Annotated in this window: 13 protein-coding genes, 1 other RNA gene and 1 other annotated feature; of the genes, 2 read left to right on the top strand and 12 right to left on the bottom strand. The window is 40.4% G+C overall.

From position 1 onward, the window contains the following. Positions 1 to 7: 7 nt before the first annotated feature. The 5 genes from KHA95_RS13140 to KHA95_RS13120 form a co-directional block, all read right to left on the bottom strand. A complete protein-coding gene (locus KHA95_RS13140) occupies positions 8 to 778 on the bottom strand; it encodes a tRNA threonylcarbamoyladenosine dehydratase (RefSeq protein ID WP_213137957.1) in 771 nt (256 codons plus the stop codon). Positions 779 to 979: 201 nt separating this feature from the next. Further along, a non-coding RNA gene (gene ssrS, locus KHA95_RS13135) (6S RNA) lies at positions 980 to 1,169 on the bottom strand. Between the two features lie 63 nt (positions 1,170 to 1,232). Next, complete coding sequence (gene aspS / locus KHA95_RS13130; RefSeq protein ID WP_213137956.1) at positions 1,233 to 3,023, bottom strand: aspartate--tRNA ligase; 1,791 nt, start codon at positions 3,021 to 3,023, stop codon at positions 1,233 to 1,235. Between the two features lie 14 nt (positions 3,024 to 3,037). After that, positions 3,038 to 4,309: a histidine--tRNA ligase gene (gene hisS / locus KHA95_RS13125; protein WP_213137955.1), complete on the bottom strand. Its 1,272-nt coding sequence runs from the start codon at positions 4,307 to 4,309 to the stop codon at positions 3,038 to 3,040. 56 nt (positions 4,310 to 4,365) lie between these two features. Further along, positions 4,366 to 4,596, bottom strand: a binding site (T-box leader). A gap of 63 nt (positions 4,597 to 4,659) precedes the next feature. Then, complete coding sequence (locus KHA95_RS13120; RefSeq protein WP_213137954.1) at positions 4,660 to 4,833, bottom strand: hypothetical protein; 174 nt, start codon at positions 4,831 to 4,833, stop codon at positions 4,660 to 4,662. 143 nt (positions 4,834 to 4,976) lie between these two features. On the opposite strand from KHA95_RS13120, the gene KHA95_RS13115 reads away from it, so the two are divergent. Next, positions 4,977 to 6,269 (top strand): N-acetylmuramoyl-L-alanine amidase family protein, encoded by a 1,293-nt coding sequence (locus tag KHA95_RS13115; protein ID WP_213137953.1) that lies wholly within the window; start codon positions 4,977 to 4,979, stop codon positions 6,267 to 6,269. 419 nt (positions 6,270 to 6,688) lie between these two features. Here the strand turns inward: KHA95_RS13115 and dtd are convergent, their stop codons facing one another. The 7 genes from dtd to KHA95_RS13080 all read right to left on the bottom strand — a co-directional run bounded on the left by dtd (position 6,689) and on the right by KHA95_RS13080 (position 16,787). Next, complete coding sequence (dtd, locus tag KHA95_RS13110) at positions 6,689 to 7,126, bottom strand: D-aminoacyl-tRNA deacylase (protein ID WP_213137952.1); 438 nt, start codon at positions 7,124 to 7,126, stop codon at positions 6,689 to 6,691. A gap of 65 nt (positions 7,127 to 7,191) precedes the next feature. Next, complete coding sequence (locus KHA95_RS13105) at positions 7,192 to 9,381, bottom strand: RelA/SpoT family protein (RefSeq protein ID WP_213137951.1); 2,190 nt, start codon at positions 9,379 to 9,381, stop codon at positions 7,192 to 7,194. A gap of 455 nt (positions 9,382 to 9,836) precedes the next feature. Next, on the bottom strand, positions 9,837 to 10,349 hold the full coding sequence (locus KHA95_RS13100; RefSeq protein WP_213137950.1) for an adenine phosphoribosyltransferase: 513 nt from the start codon (positions 10,347 to 10,349) through the stop codon (positions 9,837 to 9,839). Continuing rightward, positions 10,340 to 12,709 carry a single-stranded-DNA-specific exonuclease RecJ gene (recJ, locus tag KHA95_RS13095; protein ID WP_213137949.1) on the bottom strand — a complete coding sequence of 790 codons (2,370 nt, stop codon included), beginning with the start codon at positions 12,707 to 12,709 and terminating at the stop codon, positions 10,340 to 10,342. The genes KHA95_RS13100 and recJ overlap by 10 nt, the downstream gene beginning before the upstream one ends. A gap of 414 nt (positions 12,710 to 13,123) precedes the next feature. Next, a complete protein-coding gene (locus KHA95_RS13090) occupies positions 13,124 to 14,032 on the bottom strand; it encodes a cation diffusion facilitator family transporter (RefSeq protein WP_213137948.1) in 909 nt (302 codons plus the stop codon). 93 nt (positions 14,033 to 14,125) lie between these two features. Then, positions 14,126 to 16,396: a protein translocase subunit SecDF gene (gene secDF / locus KHA95_RS13085; RefSeq protein ID WP_213137947.1), complete on the bottom strand. Its 2,271-nt coding sequence runs from the start codon at positions 16,394 to 16,396 to the stop codon at positions 14,126 to 14,128. Positions 16,397 to 16,472: 76 nt separating this feature from the next. Then, the gene (locus KHA95_RS13080) at positions 16,473 to 16,787 is read right to left on the bottom strand and encodes a post-transcriptional regulator (protein WP_213137946.1); all 315 of its coding nucleotides are present in this window, start codon (positions 16,785 to 16,787) and stop codon (positions 16,473 to 16,475) included. A 121-nt stretch (positions 16,788 to 16,908) separates the two neighbouring features. On the opposite strand from KHA95_RS13080, the gene spoVB reads away from it, so the two are divergent. After that, entirely contained in the window at positions 16,909 to 18,435 is a 1,527-nt protein-coding gene (gene spoVB / locus KHA95_RS13075; RefSeq protein ID WP_213137945.1) for a stage V sporulation protein B, read from the top strand. The last annotated feature ends 7 nt before the right edge of the window (positions 18,436 to 18,442 follow it).

The raw sequence follows: 18,442 nt of genomic DNA, 5'->3' as shown, positions 1-18,442 counted from the left end.
TAGCCTCTCAGTTTTTTTCGTCTTTCACTCGTTGAATATGGATTCCTTGTAAAATTTCCTTGACGACATGGCTTGCCATAATCAATCCCGCTGCTGAAGGTACGAAAGCATTTGACGATGGCGGCATTTTCGCTTTCCGAATATCGGAGTCTTGTTTTCCGACTTCCTTTCTTACTTCTTCGCGGATCACAATTGGACTTTCATCAGAGAAAACGACAGGCACTCCCTTTTTATATCCTTCTTTACGCAATCTCGTGCGAATCACTTTCGCGATTGGATCTGTATGTGTTTTAAAAATATCTTTAATCATAAATCGGGTCGGGTCCATTTTATTTGCCGCACCCATCGATGAAATCATTGGAATATTTCTTCTTAAACATTCTTTGATTAAATGGATTTTATAAGCAATCGTATCTGATGCATCGACAACAAAATCTGGTTGATGCTCAAAAAATTGTTCATACGTTTCTTCTGTATAAAACATTTTCAATGCAATGACTTCACATTCAGGATTAATATCCTTAATACGTTCTTTCATTAAATCCGCTTTTGGCTGGCCGACCGTCGATAATAGGGCAATAATCTGCCTGTTCACATTCGTAATATCAACGACATCTTTATCGACCAAAATCAATTTTCCAACACCTGATCTCGCCAACGCTTCCGCCGCAAACGTCCCTACTCCTCCAATACCAAGAATCGCAACCGTACTATTTTTTAACCGATCAAGCCCTTCTTGACCGATTGCCAACTCATTTCTAGAAAACTGGTGTAGCATCCCTATCAACTCCAAAGTTTTATCTATCCTGAAATAGAATAATGGAAATGAGGGGTTAGATGCAAGCTTTTTCAAGGTTAAATCTTAAATATATGGGCATTTAGGTAAGGTTTGAACGTTTCTATGCTATACTACATTCTTTTTATAAAACGAAAAAAGCAACTAGCTCATCTGCCAGTTGCTTGGTTTTGTAAATTAGTGAAAAGTCCCAATCGTGCCGTCCCAGTAAATCCTATGTTTTGATACCCGCACTTAGCAGGTGGGTGTTCTGCTCCAGACTTCACGCGTCCTCTCGGGGAGGCTTGCTATTCAGACTAGAAACTCCAAACTCCCGAAGGTAAAGATTGTAGGTCAAAACGTAAAGGTGTTAAGACGAACACATCAGGACTTTTCTTATTGAATAAATAGTATCACACTATCTTTTTTATTTCAATCTTTCTACCTGAAAATGCTTTCACGCGTTTTCTACTTTTTCTTTTTTTGCATCATTTACAGTTAAATTAAGCTCTTTTAATTGTGCATCGCTAACGAAATCAGGTGCTTTCATTAATAGATCACTCGCGCTTGCCGTCTTAGGGAAGGCAATCGTATCACGAAGACTTGAACGACCTGCAAGCAGCATCACCATTCGATCGAGTCCAAGTGCGATTCCTCCATGTGGAGGTGTGCCGTATTCAAATGCTTCTAGCAAGAAACCAAATTGTTCCCTTGCTTCCTCTTCTGTAAATCCAAGTGCTTTGAACATTTTCTCTTGAATATCTCGTTCAAATATACGTAAAGATCCACCGCCAAGCTCGAAACCATTTAATACAAGATCATATGCTTGCGCCCGCACATTTGCCGGATCTGACTCTAATTTATCTAAGTCCTCTCTAGCTGGCATCGTAAATGGATGATGTGCTGCAAAATAGCGATCAGCTTCCTCGTCATACTCTAGCAGCGGCCAATCTGTTACCCATAAGAAGTTGAATTGATTTTCATCGATCAATCCTAGCTCTTTACCAAGCTTGAGACGAAGAGCACCGAGTGCATCTGCAACGACTTGCTTTCGATCGGCAACAAATAGTAATAGGTCGCCTGCCTCTGCTCGTAACACTTCGGCTAACGTTGCTTGCTCGTCTTCCGAGAAGAACTTAGCGATCGGTCCTTTCATTCCTTCTGCATCGACTTTAAGCCAAGCTAAGCCTTTCGCTCCATAAATCGCCGCATATTCTCCAAGACCGTCAATATCTTTACGTGAATATTTATCGGCGTTGCCTTTCACAACAATCGCCTTCACTTGACCGCCAGATGCAACTGCATTGGCAAACACTTTAAATCCAGAATGTTCAACAAGCTCTGAAATATCTTGAAGCTCCATACCAAATCTTGTGTCTGGCTTATCAGAACCGAATCTGCTCATTGCGTCATCGTAGGACATAATTGGAAATGCTTCTTCGATTTCAATTCCTTTCGTTTCCTTCATTACTTGCTTCATCATTCGCTCCGCTAGATCACGAATGTCTTCTTGACTCATGAAGCTTGTTTCAATATCGATTTGTGTGAATTCAGGCTGGCGGTCCGCCCGTAAATCTTCATCACGGAAACAGCGTGCGATTTGGTAATATCGGTCAAAACCGCCTACCATCAATAACTGTTTAAAAATTTGCGGCGATTGCGGCAAAGCAAAAAATTCGCCTGGATGTACTCTGCTCGGCACTAAATAGTCGCGAGCTCCCTCCGGTGTACTTTTCGTCAACATCGGTGTTTCGATATCTAGAAACCCTTCCGCATCTAAAAAATTACGAACTGTTTTCGTCACATCATGACGCAACTTAAAGACTTCAAACATTTCCTGTCTTCGTAAATCTAAATAACGATATTTCAAACGAATATCTTCCGCCGCTTCTGCTTTGTTTTCAATCATAAACGGCGGTGTCTTCGCTTCGTTAATGATCGTTACTGCTTCAACACTGATTTCAATTCTTCCCGTTTTTAAGTTGTCATTAAACGTGTTTGGATCACGTGCAACCACCTTGCCACGAACATCTAAAACATATTCATTTCGGATTTTTTCTGCTGTTTCTAATGCCTCTTTTGAAAAATCGGGATTAAAAACAATTTGTACGATTCCCGATCGGTCACGTAAATCGATAAAGATAAGTCCGCCGAGGTCACGTCTTCGCTGAACCCATCCTTTTAAAACAACCGATTCTCCAATTGCCTGCTCTGATACTTCCCCACAATAATACGTTCTTCCAAACATGCTTTAATCCTCCCTTAACAGCAAAGTGATGTAAATTCTTCAATGAATCCTTGAAGAGCCAATTCTCTTTGCTCACCATTCTCTAAATTTTTGACAGCGACAACGCCATTGTTTAACTCGTCTTCACCAATGATAACCGCGTACTTCGCTCCAAGGCGTTCGGCCGCTTTAAATTGTGCTTTTAATTTCCGCCCCATATAATCTCGTTCAGCGGAAAAGCCTGCACGGCGTAGATTTTGTAAAAGAGAAACAGAATAATCTTGCGCTGCTTCACCAAGCGCAACCAAATAGCAATCAATTGATTGATCAGCTGCAATATTCATTCCTTCTACTTTTAACGCGCTTAAAAGCCGTTCTACACTTAAAGCAAAGCCAATTCCTGGTGTTGCTGGTCCTCCCATTTCTTCCACAAGACCATTGTAACGGCCACCGCCACAGAGGGTTGTAATCGCTCCAAATCCTTCCGCCTCACTCATAATTTCAAACGCCGTATGATTGTAATAATCAAGACCTCGTACAAGCGTCGGATCAACAACATATTCAATGTCCATTAAGTCTAAATATTGTTTAACTTTTTCAAAATACGCCATCGACTCGTCATTTAAGTAATCCAAAATCGATGGTGCTTGCCCCATTAGTTCATGGTCTGCATCTTTTTTACAGTCAAGAATCCGCAACGGATTTTTCTCTAAACGATTTTGACAGTCATCGCAAAACTCTTCAATTCTTGGCGCGAAATGATTGATCAATGCTTGGCGATGTGCTTTTCTACTTTCACTATCACCTAAGCTATTTATAACCAAGCGAAGTTTCTTTAAGCCCAATTGTTTATAAAGCTCCATCGCAATCGAAATGACCTCCGCATCAATAGCAGGATCATTGCTGCCAAGTGCTTCAATACCAAATTGAACGAATTGACGGAATCTGCCTGCCTGTGGTCGCTCATAGCGGAACATTGGTCCTACATAATATAGCTTGACAGGCTGATTCGGATAGCCATACATTTTATTTTCGGTAAACGAACGAACGACAGATGCCGTTCCTTCAGGTCGCAATGTTAAATTACGGCCGCCCCGATCATCAAATGAATACATTTCTTTTTGTACAATATCAGTCGTATCACCAACGCCGCGCTGAAAAAGCTCCGTATGTTCAAAAATCGGTGTTCTAATTTCTTTGTATTGATATTTGTGGCAAATCTCTCTAGCCGTTTGCTCGATCAACTGCCATTTTTCTACTTCACCAGGTAAAATATCCTGTGTGCCTCTTGGTATCTGGATAGACATCCGATAAGCCCCCTTCTAGTCAAAATAAAAAAACCCTCAATCCCTTGTTCCGAAAAACAAGGGACGAGAGTTTTTCCCGCGGTGCCACCCTTTTTGAAGCGACATCCGTTCGCTTCCACTTCATCAGTTAACGCCTGAACACGTCCGGCCTCTACTATGTATTACGTTTCGAAGCGGAACCTACGGAGTGTCTTTCATCGAGGTGATTTGTAAAAATGCTTTCAGCCGCGGCATTTCTTCTCTGTTCAATTCAACATCTCAATTACTTTCTCCATCACTGGATATATACAATATAATCATTAATAATACGTTTGAATCTGATTTTTGTCAATTTAATTAGCTGATTTTTTTTACGACTTTTCCAAATACTTTTTTAATGAGCGTATATCGGCTGGTGCAACACCGTATTCACCAGCTACTTCAGCAGCAATTGCATATTTTTCCGTTTCTAATTGATGTTTAAAATCCAAGCCCGCCATCTCAACTTGATACGAAGTCATTTTAATATTTGTATTAATTCGCATTGCTATCCTCCTGAACGTAAACTTTAGTTTCATTATGCCCATTTACACATTTATTAAAAATATTGAAAGGATTATTGTATTTTTTCACGAATATAGTACACTGAATGACGACTATATATTTTTTTACAAAAGGCGGTGCTCGATTGGGAAGGAAATTATTTTCTATTATCGCCATTTCATTCGTCTTCATTGCTGCCATTATCTATGTCCCATTCGCACTGGCCGCAAATGCTGAGAAAGTGGTCATTACTGGTGACGTAGTAAATGTTCGAGAATTCCCTGGTACATCTAATAATGTAATTACCCAAGTTAGGGAAGGGGAAACGTACACACTCGAAAAACATGAAGATGGCTGGTACCAAATCAAGCTCTCCTCAGGTAAAACTGGTTGGATTGCGGATTGGTTGGCGGATAAAGAGGCGGTAACAACAGGAAGTAAAGCACAGGCAACAAAGGGAACGGTGACAGTCGATCGCCTAAATGTTCGGACAAGCCCTGGTCTCTCAGGTGACATCGTTGGTCAACTACATACGGGAGATAGTGTCGAAGTATTAGAAAATGGAAACGAGTGGAGCCGAATTGCCTATGCGAAAGGCGAGGCTTGGGTGAGCAGCCAATATATTCAAAGTGAATCTAATCACCAAGCAACTTCGGCATCAACAACAGCTGAAGGAGCTACAACAAACGCGCTTACCATTTTGCATGATGGGACGAACATTCGCCAAAAGCCTTCGATTAAATCAAAAATTGTTAGTCGAGCTTCATCAGGTGATGTATTTAACGTAGTCGGCAAAAATGGCGATTGGTATGAAATTGAATATAAAACCGGAGCGAGCGGTTTTGTCGCAAGCTGGATTGTTTCCCAGTCCAATCAAATTGCCACGAAAGGAACCGGGGGTCTTAAAGGAAAAACGATTGTACTTGACCCTGGCCATGGCGGACGTGATCAAGGTGCTGAAGGAGCCAACGGCACGCTAGAAAAAGAGTTGACATTAAAAACGGCCGATATGCTCGCAAGGAAACTTCATAAAGCAGGAGCGAAGGTAATCGTCACACGGGATATTGACGAGTACGTAAGCTTGAATGACCGAGCATATCTTGCCGCTCGACATCAAGCGGACGCCTTTATAAGCTTGCATTACGACAGCATCAAAGATAAACAAGTAAATGGCCACACGACGTATTATTACCATTCTTATGAAAAAGAATTAGCAAAAGCAATCAATCAGCAAATTGAGCATGCTGTCTCACTAAAAAATCGTGGGACACGACATGGAAACTATTACGTCATACGAGAAAACTCACAACCATCCGTTCTTCTCGAACTAGGATATTTAAGCAATCCTTCTGAAGAGAAAGTCATTTCTACAAAAAAATTCCAAAACGCTGTAACAGACGGAATTGTAAAAGGTTTGCAGGAGTATTTTTCAAAATAAAAAGCCCAGTGCAGGTGGCGCCCCCTAAAAGTTAGAGTTATTACTCTAACTTTCGGGGGTCAGTACCGTATTGGGCTTTTTGTTTTTTTGTGAGGGATTTAATAAAAGCATATCAGTTAAACCAGACGAAAAATTTGTGAGATTCTTATGCAATTTGCAAATAACAAGCCAATAATCTTTGCTGCTATGAGTCTATTAGCACTTATTCAGTTTTATAAGCCAGTTCCTCGAGTTTACAAGCCACTCTAACAATTTTACAAGCCAGTTCCCTGAGTTTACAAGCCACTTATACAGTTTTACAAGCCAGTCTCCCGAGTTTATAAGCTACTCAATCTCTAGGCCATATTATCTACGGGCAAATGCTTAATTGATAGCGAAAAAGCCGGTGAGGAATCATGTTCTTCACCGGCTACAACAATTTATTTTTCCAACATTAATGTGACTGGGCCATCATTGATGAGTGAAACATCCATCATTGCTCCAAATATCCCCGTCTCGACCGGAACGCCCTTTTCAAGAAGTATTTCGTTAAAACGATTGTACAATGCTTCTGCATGGACAGGCTTGGCTGCACCCATGAAGTTTGGACGCCTTCCTTTTGTACAATCTCCATACAACGTAAACTGTGAGATTGATAAAATCGCTCCTTTTTCTTCCAAAAGAGAATGATTCATCTTCCCCTCTTCGTCTTCAAACACACGCAAGTTAACAATTTTTTCTGCAAGCCATTCACATTCTGCTTCCGTATCTTCGTGTGTAATTCCGACGAGTAAAACAAAGCCTTGATCAATGCGACCAACCTCTTTTTCTTCCACAGTCACACTTGCTTTTTTACATCTTTGTAACACAACGCGCATATTTCAAAAAAACTCCTTTAAAAGGATATTCATAAGTTGCATAAATCGCTCCTTTTAAACACCCATTAATTCATAATTCTCCGCACGGCATATATATCTGGAATCTGCTTAATTTTATCGACAACCAGATGAAGATGACTCGTGTTTTTAATCGAGATGGACATCATTATAATTGCCACTTTATTCCGATCCGAACGTCCAGATACAGCGGTAATATTTGTTTTTGTCCCGCTTACGACTTCAAGCACTTCGTTTAAAAGTCCGCGGCGATCATAGCCGTTAATTTCGATGTCAACATTATATTCCTTCACATAATTAACGCCCATTTGCCACTCAACAGGAATAAGCCGATCCTTCGTTTCACTTGTCTTCATATTCGGGCAGTCTGCGCGATGAACAGATACACCGCGCCCTCTCGTAATAAATCCGACAATTTCATCACCTGGGACTGGGCTGCAACATCTTGACAGACGAATAAGCAAATTGTCTGCTCCCGCTACCTTTACGCCTGCTTCAGAGCGTCCGTTACGAACAACTGGTTTCGGTTCTGTCGGAATGTCTTTAATGATCTCCTCTTTATCGCGTTCTCGTCGCCATTTTTCCGTAAGACGATTAGCCACTTGAATCGCTGAAATCCCGTTATAGCCAACAGCCGCATACATATCATCTTCATGTGAAAAATTAAATTTATCCGTTACTTTTTTTAAGTTATCTGGAACGAGAATTTCTTTTAAATCGAATTCCATTTCCTTGATTTCTTTTTCAACGAGTTCTCGTCCTTTGACGATGTTTTCTTCCTTACGTTGACGTTTAAAAAATTGTTTAATTTTATTTTTCGCTTGTGATGTTTGCGCTAATTTTAACCAATCTTGACTTGGCCCATATGAATGTTTAGATGTTAATACTTCAATGATATCGCCCGTTTTTAATTTATAATCAAGCGTCACCATCTTTCCATTCACCTTTGCCCCGATCGTTTTATTGCCGATTTCGGAGTGAATCCGATAAGCAAAATCAATCGGAACAGAACCAGCTGGCAACTCAATGACATCACCTTTTGGCGTGAAAACAAACACCATGTCGGAAAATAAATCGATTTTCAATGATTCCATAAATTCTTCTGCATTTTCTGATTCATTTTGGTATTCAAGTATTTCACGGAACCATGATAATTTCTTCTCAAATGATGCTTGCTGGCTCATTTCTTTGCCTTCTTTATACGCCCAGTGCGCCGCAACACCATATTCAGAAATTCGGTGCATTTCGATCGTACGGATTTGTACCTCTAGCGGGTCACCTTTTGGACCGATCACGGTCGTATGCAGTGATTGATACATATTTGGCTTTGGCATGGCGATATAATCTTTAAATCGACCAGGCATTGGTTTCCAGCAAGTATGGATAATCCCAAGGACAGCGTAGCAATCCTTAATACTATTAACGACGATTCGTATCGCAAGTAAATCATAAATTTCATTAAATTGCTTATGCTGTTGGACCATCTTTCGATAAATTGAATAAATATGTTTAGGTCGTCCGGATACCTCGGCTTTTATATCCATATCGGAGAGGCGTTCATCCATCTGTTCCATGACATCATCCAAATATTGTTCACGCTCATCGCGTTTTCGCTTCATTAAATTAACGATCCGGTAATATTGCTGCGGGTTTAAATAGCGTAAAGATGTATCTTCGAGCTCCCACTTGATTTTTGAAATTCCAAGCCGATGTGCAAGCGGTGCAAAAATTTCAAGTGTTTCGTTTGCGATTCTCCTCTGCTTTTCCGCCGGTAAATGTTTGAGCGTGCGCATATTATGAAGCCTGTCAGCTAACTTTATTAATATGACCCTAATATCCCGTGCCATCGCCACGAACATTTTTCGATGATTTTCCGCCTGCTGCTCTTCATGCGATTTATATTTAATTTTTCCTAGTTTTGTTACACCATCAACGAGCATGGCTACTTCACTGCCAAATTCCTCTGAAATATCAGCAATCGTGACAGAGGTGTCTTCTACAACATCATGAAGAAAACCAGCCGATACGGTCGCTGGGTCCATTTCTAAATCAGCCAAAATTCCTGCTACTTGAATCGGATGGATAATGTAAGGCTCTCCCGATTTGCGAAATTGTTCTTTATGAGCTTCACGCGCGTATTCAAAGGCTTTCCTCACAAACAGCACATGTTTTTCATTTAAATATTTACTTGTTCGATTTATTACTTCTTCAGCTGTTAAGACTCGATCTTTTGCCACAGGGATCACCTTTTTATTTTTTCTTTAATAAAAGCGTAAGCGCCCGTTTAGCGACATGCAAACTGCGGTCCTTCTGACGAGTTTAATGGAACAACGGCTAAATTCGCCACGTCCTATGGCAACGCCGTTGTACCTGCGTCAAGCAGGCCTGAACACGTGAGCCTTAAAGGCGAGCCGATGTTGACTTATCGTAGGAAGATGCATGAAGTTTGCTTGTCGCTGGGCGGCTGAGCTAGACATAAATACCTATCTTAGAAATGAATCCATACATTCTTATCTTCTTTTCAAAAGCATCAGTTAAAAAAGAGTATAATATCTATTATCGTGAATGAAGCAGCACTTGTAAAGATATTGATCTTTTTTTCAAGTAAAAAGATTGGTTTTTGTCAAAAAACAACCTTTTTTGTTGTATTCTTTATATATAAAAAGCACTCGCAGTGAGTGCTTTTACGATATTAGTATTTCATTAAAGAAAGGACATCATATCCTTGTAGTTTGGAGCGACCTTCTAAATACGTTAGCTCAATGAGAAAAGCGATACCAACGACAACCCCGCCTAATTTTTCGACAAGCTCAATTGTCGCTTCAATTGTGCCTCCCGTTGCAAGTAGGTCATCAGTAATTAATACTCTTTGTCCTGGTTTGATCGCATCTTTATGAATCGTCAATGCATCTTTCCCATATTCTTTCCCATATTCTGCTTTGATTGTTTCACGCGGTAGCTTTCCTTCTTTTCTCACAGGTGCAAAGCCACATCCGAGCGCATAAGCAACTGGACAACCAATGATAAACCCTCTCGCTTCCGGCCCGACAATGAGATCAATTTCTTTTTGTCGCGCATATTCAACGATTTGATCTGTGGCATAATGAAATGCTTCGCCATTATCCATTAAAGTTGTAATATCTTTGAACTTAATTCCTTTTGTCGGCCAATCAGGAACGATCGTTACGTATTGTTTTAAATCCATTGTTTTAGTTCCTCCTCTTTGCAAGTATTCATAGCCATTCGATCATCAAACCATTGTTTTAATTGATCATAAGATGAATATAGCAAATCTTTTTCCAATTTTAGCTGCTCCTGTTTCCTTTGATACGTCGGTGATTCAGCTAAATCTTTTTTTGTTTTCGTTAAATTTATTGAAATCATGCCGCCATCTATTGTAACAAAATCTAATTCAAAAAACACGTTTGACATGAATTCAATTGTTGCTTGTGACCAACCTTTATATGCTGCAAGATCATTTCCGTACCGTTTCAAATCAAAGTGCTTTCGCTTCATTAAAAACGCATAATACCATTTAAAATGTTCTCTCGTCGGTAATGTACTGAAAAAATGGTCTTCTTTTTGATAAAAGTGAGCATAAATACGAGCAGGTCTTTTTCCTTTTACAAGCTTCGTAACGAGTTCCATCGTTGGCGGAAAGTCTAATAAGATCACATTTTTCTGATCAAGTACCAGTTGTTCTGCATCGATTCCATTCTCCACTACTACCGTATTCGCTAGTAAGTCATTCCATGTGAATAGATCAAGATGATTTTTTTGAAAAAGGACAATGACATTGTTCGCGTCGTCAATGCTTGTTATCCATTGTTTCAACTGTTTATTTCCTCTAATATCAAAAAGCTGCCATTCGTTAACAGCTACATCTTTAAGAAAAATTTGTGGCTTTCTTATATTGTTCCACTCATTAATGGCTAGCTCGCCAATGACGGATATTTTTGAACCTTGTGCAATCTCGTCTACGATCGATCCAAGATGGAAGCCTACCCCATCAAGTGAATGACCAGGCTCTTCAAGTGTAAGCTTAATATGTGTTTGATTCGCACCAATCTTGCGCATCCCAGATATGGCTGTATTTTCAATTAACACCTTCGGTTTTGGATTTTTCATGCCATATGGAGCAAGCATATTTAGTTGATTAATCGTTTCAATACTCGCTTCTTCAACTGTTATTTCAGCATCAAGTTCAGTGATCGGAATATAATCATCGTCTGTTAACTGTTCCTTCGCTCGTTCGTTTAATCGGATTCGAAGCAGATCTACATCCTCAAGCTTTAACGTCATGCCAGCCGCCATTGAATGCCCGCCAAAATGTGGAAGCAGTTCAGATAATGCGGATAAGTTTTCAAACAAATCGAAGCCTTGAATACTCCGTGCGGAACCTTTGGCTAGGCCGGTTTCTTCGTCATAACTTAAAACGATCGCAGGCCGATAGAATTTTTCAACGAGACGAGAAGCAACGATGCCAATGACACCCGGGTTCCAACCCTCTTTTCCAATCACAAGGACATGATCATCATCTGATTGATACTGCTTTTCGACGATTTGAATCGCCTCATTAGCGATTGTCGACACGATCGATTGCCGCTCCTTATTCAGTAAATCAAGCTCTTCCGCTAATTGAAGTGCTTCATCTTCATCATTTGTCATTAATAACTCAACAGCGGGACCCGCATGCTCAAGTCTTCCCGCAGCATTCAATCTAGGAGCAAGCATGAACCCAATTGTTTCTTCATTTACTTCAGCAATTTTTGCTCCAGCAATCTGACAAATGGCTTGAATACCAGGTCTTTCTGTCACAGCTAACTGTTTTAAACCAATTTTTGTTATTAAACGATTTTCTCCGTGCAGCGGCACAAGGTCAGCAATCGTACCGATTGCAACTAAATCAAGCAAATGCGTTGGAACTTCCCCCATTAATGCATGTGCAAGTTTAAACGCAACACCGACACCTGCAAGCTCCTGGAATGGATAGCGCGAACCAGGCAATTTAGGATGAATAATCGCAAAAGCATCTGGCAATTGCTCCCCCGGTTCGTGATGGTCGGTAATAATTAAATCGATTCCAAGCTCTTTTGCAAGTGTCGCCTCTTCCAATGCAGAAATACCCGTATCAACCGTAACAATCAGCTTAATTCCAGTCTCAGCGGCCATGCGAAAGGCGGGTGCATTCGGTCCATACCCTTCCGTAAATCGATTCGGTATGTAATATCTGACATTTGCCCCCATTTCTTTTAAAACCATCATTAAAACGGATGTACTTGTTACTCCATCCGCATCATAGTCACCAAATATAAGAATTGGCTCTTGGTTCGCGATCGCTTCTTTTATTCGCTTCGTTCCACTTTCCATTCCTTCGATCAGAAAAGGATCGTGGAACGGTTCATTTTCGATATACAAAAACTTCTTTGCTGCTTCAACATCATCTAACCCACGATTCACTAATAAAGTCGCAACAAGCGGTGCAATGTTTAAAGTGTCTGCAATATATTTGCTCGCTTCTTCGTTTCGTTCTTTTACTACCCAGCGTGTTTTTGAAAGTAACATTCGCTCACTCCTCTAGACTTACTAATTATACAAAAGTGGCATCATGCTTTCAATGACGAATAGATTTATGTTTACTGATTTTCAAGACAGAAATCGTTTGATTGATTGCTAAAAGGTTGGTGTGGTGGGATGAAGGGCTGGTTTTCGTTACAGGCGCACGCTTTCCATGGAGAGGGTGAGCTTCGGGCCAACAGGATGTTGGTCACGAAGCCGTTGCCACACGATGTGGCGACGGCTTCGTTCCTTAAATTACGCTCCTGCGGGATCTCACCAGGCCCGCCCATCCCACAGGAGTCGGCGCCTTCCACTCCAATCAACACGTTTCAAAATAAGTATGTAATACACCAGAATCAATAAGAAGCTTTGCATCCAATTTCTTTCAATCAAAGTTGGGGCGCATATCGAAGAATATAATCAATGATTCCCTTTTTCATCTGGATTGTATGGATTAATATGAACGAACACATTGTGAACATGTGAGTGGCTCATCAATTGATCTTTCACCTTTTTCCCAATTTGATGCCCTTCTTCTACGGTCATGTATGGATCAACTGAAATTTTCAAATCGATAATGACATAATACCCGTGTTCGCGAGCGTGTAACTGATCGATCGCTTTTACTTGTGGCACCGATAAAATCAACTGTTGAAACTCAATGGTATCTTCTTCATGAAGCACGTGATCAAGTGTATTATGAATCGCATCTGCACCTAGCTTCCAAGCCATTCTTAAAACAAGTAAAGAAACAATCACACCTGCTGCTGGGTCTCCATAAATAAGCCAATTAATATGTAGCTTTGCACCAATGATCGACAGTCCAATTCCAATTAATGCAGCAATTGATGAATACACATCTGAACGATGCTCGTATGCATTGACGATTAATGCATCACTATTTAGCTTTTTCCCTAGTTTGAATTTATAGCGAAACAATGCTTCTTTGACGAGAATTGAAAAAACGACAACATAAATTGCCATTCCACCAGGTGCGATCATCGGGGTAAAAAAAGCTTCTAGCGCTGATTTACCTATTTGCAAACCAGCAATCACTAAGATGACTGCAACGATAATCGCTGCAATCGACTCGGCTTTTCCGTGTCCATACGGATGGTCGTCGTCAGGTGGCTGTTTTGCAGCCCTCAGCCCAATATATACGGCGAATGAACCTGCAATGTCGGATGCAGAATGGACCGCATCCGCAATCAATGCCTTACTATTCGCCTTTACACCTACAACTCCTTTTAACACAGTTAATATAAGATTGATGCCAATGCCTAACCACGCGGCAAACTCAGCTTGCTTGAATCGATCCTCCTGCTTCATGTAAACGCTCCTTTAAAAACAAACTACCTTTATATCTTGCCCAAGGCGACAAAAAACCGCAGATTTTTCTGCGGTTTTTTCTGTTATAAATCATTAAACCTGTGGCTCATCCGACCATTTTTTCTTTTCCTTTACGGTATTAATTGGCCCATTTTTTCTTAATTCCCTTACTTTCAAATCGTACCAAAGCTGTGCGGAAATAAAAATGGATGAGTATGCTCCAGCTAACAATCCGACAAGCAAAGCAATCGAAAAGTTTCGAATGGATTCACTACCTAAAATAAGTATAGCAACAACCGTAATAATAACGGTTAGCACCGTATTAATCGAACGTGTCAATGTTTGGTGCAACCCTTTATTAACAACCTCAGCAATATCTTCTTCCGTCTTCAGGCGTTTTTTCGCAATCATATTTTCCCGAATTCGGTCAAATGTAACGATTGTATCATTAATCGAATAACCAACGATCGTCAAAACAGCCGCAATAAACGTAATATCAACCTCAAGCCTTGTCAAACTGAAGATAGCAACGATAAAAAAGGCATCATGAGCAAGACCGAGGACGGACGACAATCCCATCGCAAATTCGAAGCGGAACCATACGTAAATAATGATCCCGATTCCCGCAACGAGCAATGCGTAAAATGCATTTTTCGCCAGTTCCTTCCCAACTGTTGGGGAAACCGTGCTTACACTTGGATCCAAACCGTATTTTTCGTGAAAATGGTCTTTTAACTGGGCAATGGTATCTGTTGAAAGCACACCTTTAAAGCTAGCCACACCGATTTCTCCATTCGCACCGGAAAGGACAAGGTCATCAGGAACCAGATCGATCGCTTCTAACTCCACCATTACTTCTTCCGTTGTTAATGGCTTGCCACCATCAATTTCAACACGAGTACCACTTGAAAAATCAATACCTAGATTCAAACGGAAAATTGCAAGAATGATTACACCACTTACGAGCAAAATCGTCGATAATGTATAAAACTTTTTCCGATGTTTGACAAAGTCAAAACGATCAAACGGTGTTTTTAAATCATGCGGTGTCAGATTTTCATTCAGACGATGAACCGATGAACGCTTTACACCAAACCAGCCTGGACGATCTTTAAACATTCCACTATTGATCCAGAATGAGAGCAATAAGCGTGAACCATATACTGCCGTAAGAAAGCTTAATAAAATACTGATGATTAACATCGTCGCAAAGCCTTTTACCGAGCTTGTTCCAAAGTAAAATAGAACTCCGGCCGCAAGTAACGTCGTAAGATTTGCGTCTAAGATTGCAACAAACGATGATTTATTGCCCGATTGGAATGCTGATTTTAACGAGCGCCCTACTTTTATTTCTTCCTTCAATCGCTCATACGTTAAAATATTGGCATCGACCGCCATCCCGACTCCGAGAATTAAAGCCGCAATTCCCGGTAATGTTAGAACAGCGTTCATTAAATCGAAAATAAGTAAGATTAAATAAATATAAATGGACAGCGTAATCGTTGCAATTACACCTGGCAGGCGATAAAAAACAATCATAAATAAGAAAATGATTGCAATTCCTACAATACCAGCAGTAACTGTTTGATTCATCGCTTGTTCGCCGAATTTAGCGCCAACAGAAGTCGAATATACTTCTGTTAATTTTACCGGAAGGGCACCTGCATTAAGTAAATTGGCTAAATTTTCGGCTTCTTCTTTCGTAAAGTTTCCTTCAATTGACACACTTGTCGTATTGAATACTTCCCTTACATTCGGAGCTGATAAAAGCTTTGGATGGTTTGGATCCTTGATCGCTTCTTGAAAAGAATCAACTCCTTCTTCGAAATCGAGCCAAATCGCAAGCTGATTATTCGGTGCCATGCTGACGATCTTTTCAGTCACATCACGGAATTTTTTTCGGTCCTTTAATTCAACTAGCACAATGGGCTGATTTGTGTTCGGATCAAACGTTTGCTTTGCAGCACCTTCAACTAGATCTGTACCATCCATCATCATTTGATCATTGACATCACGGAATGTCAGGGTTGCTTGCGTACCGAGCATTTCCCGTGCTTGGTTTTGATCCTCTACACCAGCAAGCTGAATACGAATTCGATCATTGCCTTCAATCTGTATGTTTGGCTCGCTTACACCTAATACATTAATTCTTCGATTCAGTGCTTCTGTCGTATGTACTAATGTTTCTCTGTCGATCTTTTGATCTTTGTTAATTGCTTCAACTTCGTAAAGTACCTCAAAGCCACCTTGGAGATCAAGCCCTAATTTTATATTATTAACGATTGGATTCGATGTCGTTCCGATGATCCCAGCCATAAAGATGACAATGAGGAAAAAGGCAACGATTCTACTTCTTTTTACCATGAACAATCTATCCTTCCTGAACGGTATGCAAGTACATGCCTATTATGAAGTACGGAAAACAGGCTGTCAATTCATGTTATTGCTCTTTGGGGTTAAGCAATGCTTGCAATTCCTCACTTTCCAAATCAGCGAATATGTTTGGCGATTTGAATGCCTCAACAGTTGAAAAATTCATATAATCTCCAATGTTTAACGAAATCACATCTGAAACTAATTCGTATATTCGGATGCCTTCCTTCGGATTCCGCCAAATCTTCTTCGTTAAATAATACCATATATCTGCTTTTTCTACTTTTCCGTATCCAAGAACGGCAAATTCTTCAACCTTGCTCACGAGCGCAGGGGTTAATACGTGAAAATATGAATCATATGGATGATCTGTCCCTTCCATCTTTTTATCCCACCTCCCAAAAATGTGATCGATTATTTGACAACTTGTCATGCTTTGTCCACTTACTCGCATATACTTCATTGTAATCGAACGGAACACATTTGAGAAGGCAGGGAATCAAATGTCAAAGTTTTTTAAAGGGACGCTAATACTCATGGTTGCCGGGCTTTTAACAAGATTGCTCGGATTTATTAATCGAATCGTTATTAATCGAACCGTCGGCGAGGAAGGGGTAGGTCTGTATCAAATGGCAATCCCCACATTCATCCTTGTCGTTACACTGACACAATTTGGATTGCCTGTTGCAATCTCGAAAGCAGTTGCCGAAGCAGAAGCAAAGGGTGACCAAAAGAAAATAAAAAAAATTCTTGCTGTATCACTGGCGGTTACCGGTTCTTTATCGCTTCTATTCACACCTGCACTCATTTTATCAGCCCGTTTTTTATCAGAAACGCTTTTGACAGATCCGAGAACCTTTTATCCGCTCGTGGCAATTGCACCGATTATTCCAGTCATTGCGATTTCCTCCGTGATTCGCGGATATTTCCAAGGCAAGCAAAACATGAAGCCAGCAGCGATCTCACAAGTGATCGAGCAAATCGTTCGGATCGCCCTGATTGCACTATTCGTTAAAAAGTTTTTGCCGCTCGGAATTGAATATGCAGCAGCAGCGGCGATGGTTGCATCAGTCCTTGGGGAACTCGCTTCTCTAGCTTACCTATTTACCATGTTTAAAGTAAAAAAGAAGTTTCCGATTCGCAGAAACTTTTTTAAATCGGTTCAAAGTGGCAAGAAAACATTGCAAGAGCTGCTACAAGTAGCCATTCCAACAACTGGAAGTCGAATGATCGGCTCGCTTTCCTGGTTCTTTGAACCGATTGTCGTTTCTCAAAGCCTACTTATTGCCGGTGTTGCAGCTGGAGTTGCAACGAAACAGTATGGATTGCTTACTGGATATGCTTTACCATTATTAACACTTCCATCATTTATTACGTACTCACTGTCGACAGCACTCGTTCCCGCAATAAGTGAGGCAAATGCGATGAAAAATTATAAATTGGTTGAGCATCGATTACAGCTCGCATTAAAGTTCGCTTTGTTATCAGGTGGACTGGCTGTCATCATTTTATACGTTTTTTCCGAGCCTTTAATGACCATCATGTATGGATCCTCAAACGGTTCAGAATTCATTACACTCATTGCACCATTTTTTATTTTTCATTATTATCAAGGTCCACTGCAAGCGATTTTACAAGCACTTGATTTAGCTAGAGCTGCCATGATTAATAGTCTGATCGGTAATACCATCAAAATAGGTGTTATTTTCGTTCTTGCCTCACGACCGGAATTTGGCATTAACGGTGCTGCACTTGGAATTGCAACAGGCACGGTGTTAATTACAATGCTCCATTATGCAACCGTCTTAAAACGTATTCAATTTACTGTTTATATTCGCGAATATATAAAATTTATTATTGCTTCCTGTTTAGCCGCGTACATTGGATTACTCTTATATTCGCATACATTTAGCCAGATTCACGATCTTCTTCGACTTTTAATAGGCATTGCCATTACGTCGGTTTTATATATTGTGCTTATTTTTTCATTAAAGCTTCTCCGGAAAAGTGACTTAGCACGATTTAAATAGCTTCCTT

Origin of the sequence: Bacillus sp. FJAT-50079, from assembly GCF_018343515.1 — a bacterium.
GTDB lineage: Bacteria > Bacillota > Bacilli > Bacillales > Bacillaceae_C > Lederbergia.
Note: the sequence above shows the minus strand (reverse complement) of the source record. Positions and strands in the feature narration are given on the sequence as shown.

What these genes read in the sequence shown, in the direction of transcription:
- dtd (WP_213137952.1), bottom strand. Translation starts at nt 7,126, where the DNA reads ATGCGCGTTGTGTTACAAAGATGTAAAAAAGCAAGTGTGACTGTGGAA.
- aspS (WP_213137956.1), bottom strand. Translation starts at nt 3,023, where the DNA reads ATGTTTGGAAGAACGTATTATTGTGGGGAAGTATCAGAGCAGGCAATT.
- KHA95_RS13090 (WP_213137948.1), bottom strand. Translation starts at nt 14,032, where the DNA reads ATGAAGCAGGAGGATCGATTCAAGCAAGCTGAGTTTGCCGCGTGGTTA.
- recJ (WP_213137949.1), bottom strand. Translation starts at nt 12,709, where the DNA reads ATGTTACTTTCAAAAACACGCTGGGTAGTAAAAGAACGAAACGAAGAA.
- KHA95_RS13140 (WP_213137957.1), bottom strand. Translation starts at nt 778, where the DNA reads ATGCTACACCAGTTTTCTAGAAATGAGTTGGCAATCGGTCAAGAAGGG.
- spoVB (WP_213137945.1), top strand. Translation starts at nt 16,909, where the DNA reads ATGTCAAAGTTTTTTAAAGGGACGCTAATACTCATGGTTGCCGGGCTT.
- secDF (WP_213137947.1), bottom strand. Translation starts at nt 16,396, where the DNA reads ATGGTAAAAAGAAGTAGAATCGTTGCCTTTTTCCTCATTGTCATCTTT.
- hisS (WP_213137955.1), bottom strand. Translation starts at nt 4,309, where the DNA reads ATGTCTATCCAGATACCAAGAGGCACACAGGATATTTTACCTGGTGAA.
- KHA95_RS13100 (WP_213137950.1), bottom strand. Translation starts at nt 10,349, where the DNA reads ATGGATTTAAAACAATACGTAACGATCGTTCCTGATTGGCCGACAAAA.
- KHA95_RS13120 (WP_213137954.1), bottom strand. Translation starts at nt 4,833, where the DNA reads ATGCGAATTAATACAAATATTAAAATGACTTCGTATCAAGTTGAGATG.
- KHA95_RS13080 (WP_213137946.1), bottom strand. Translation starts at nt 16,787, where the DNA reads ATGGAAGGGACAGATCATCCATATGATTCATATTTTCACGTATTAACC.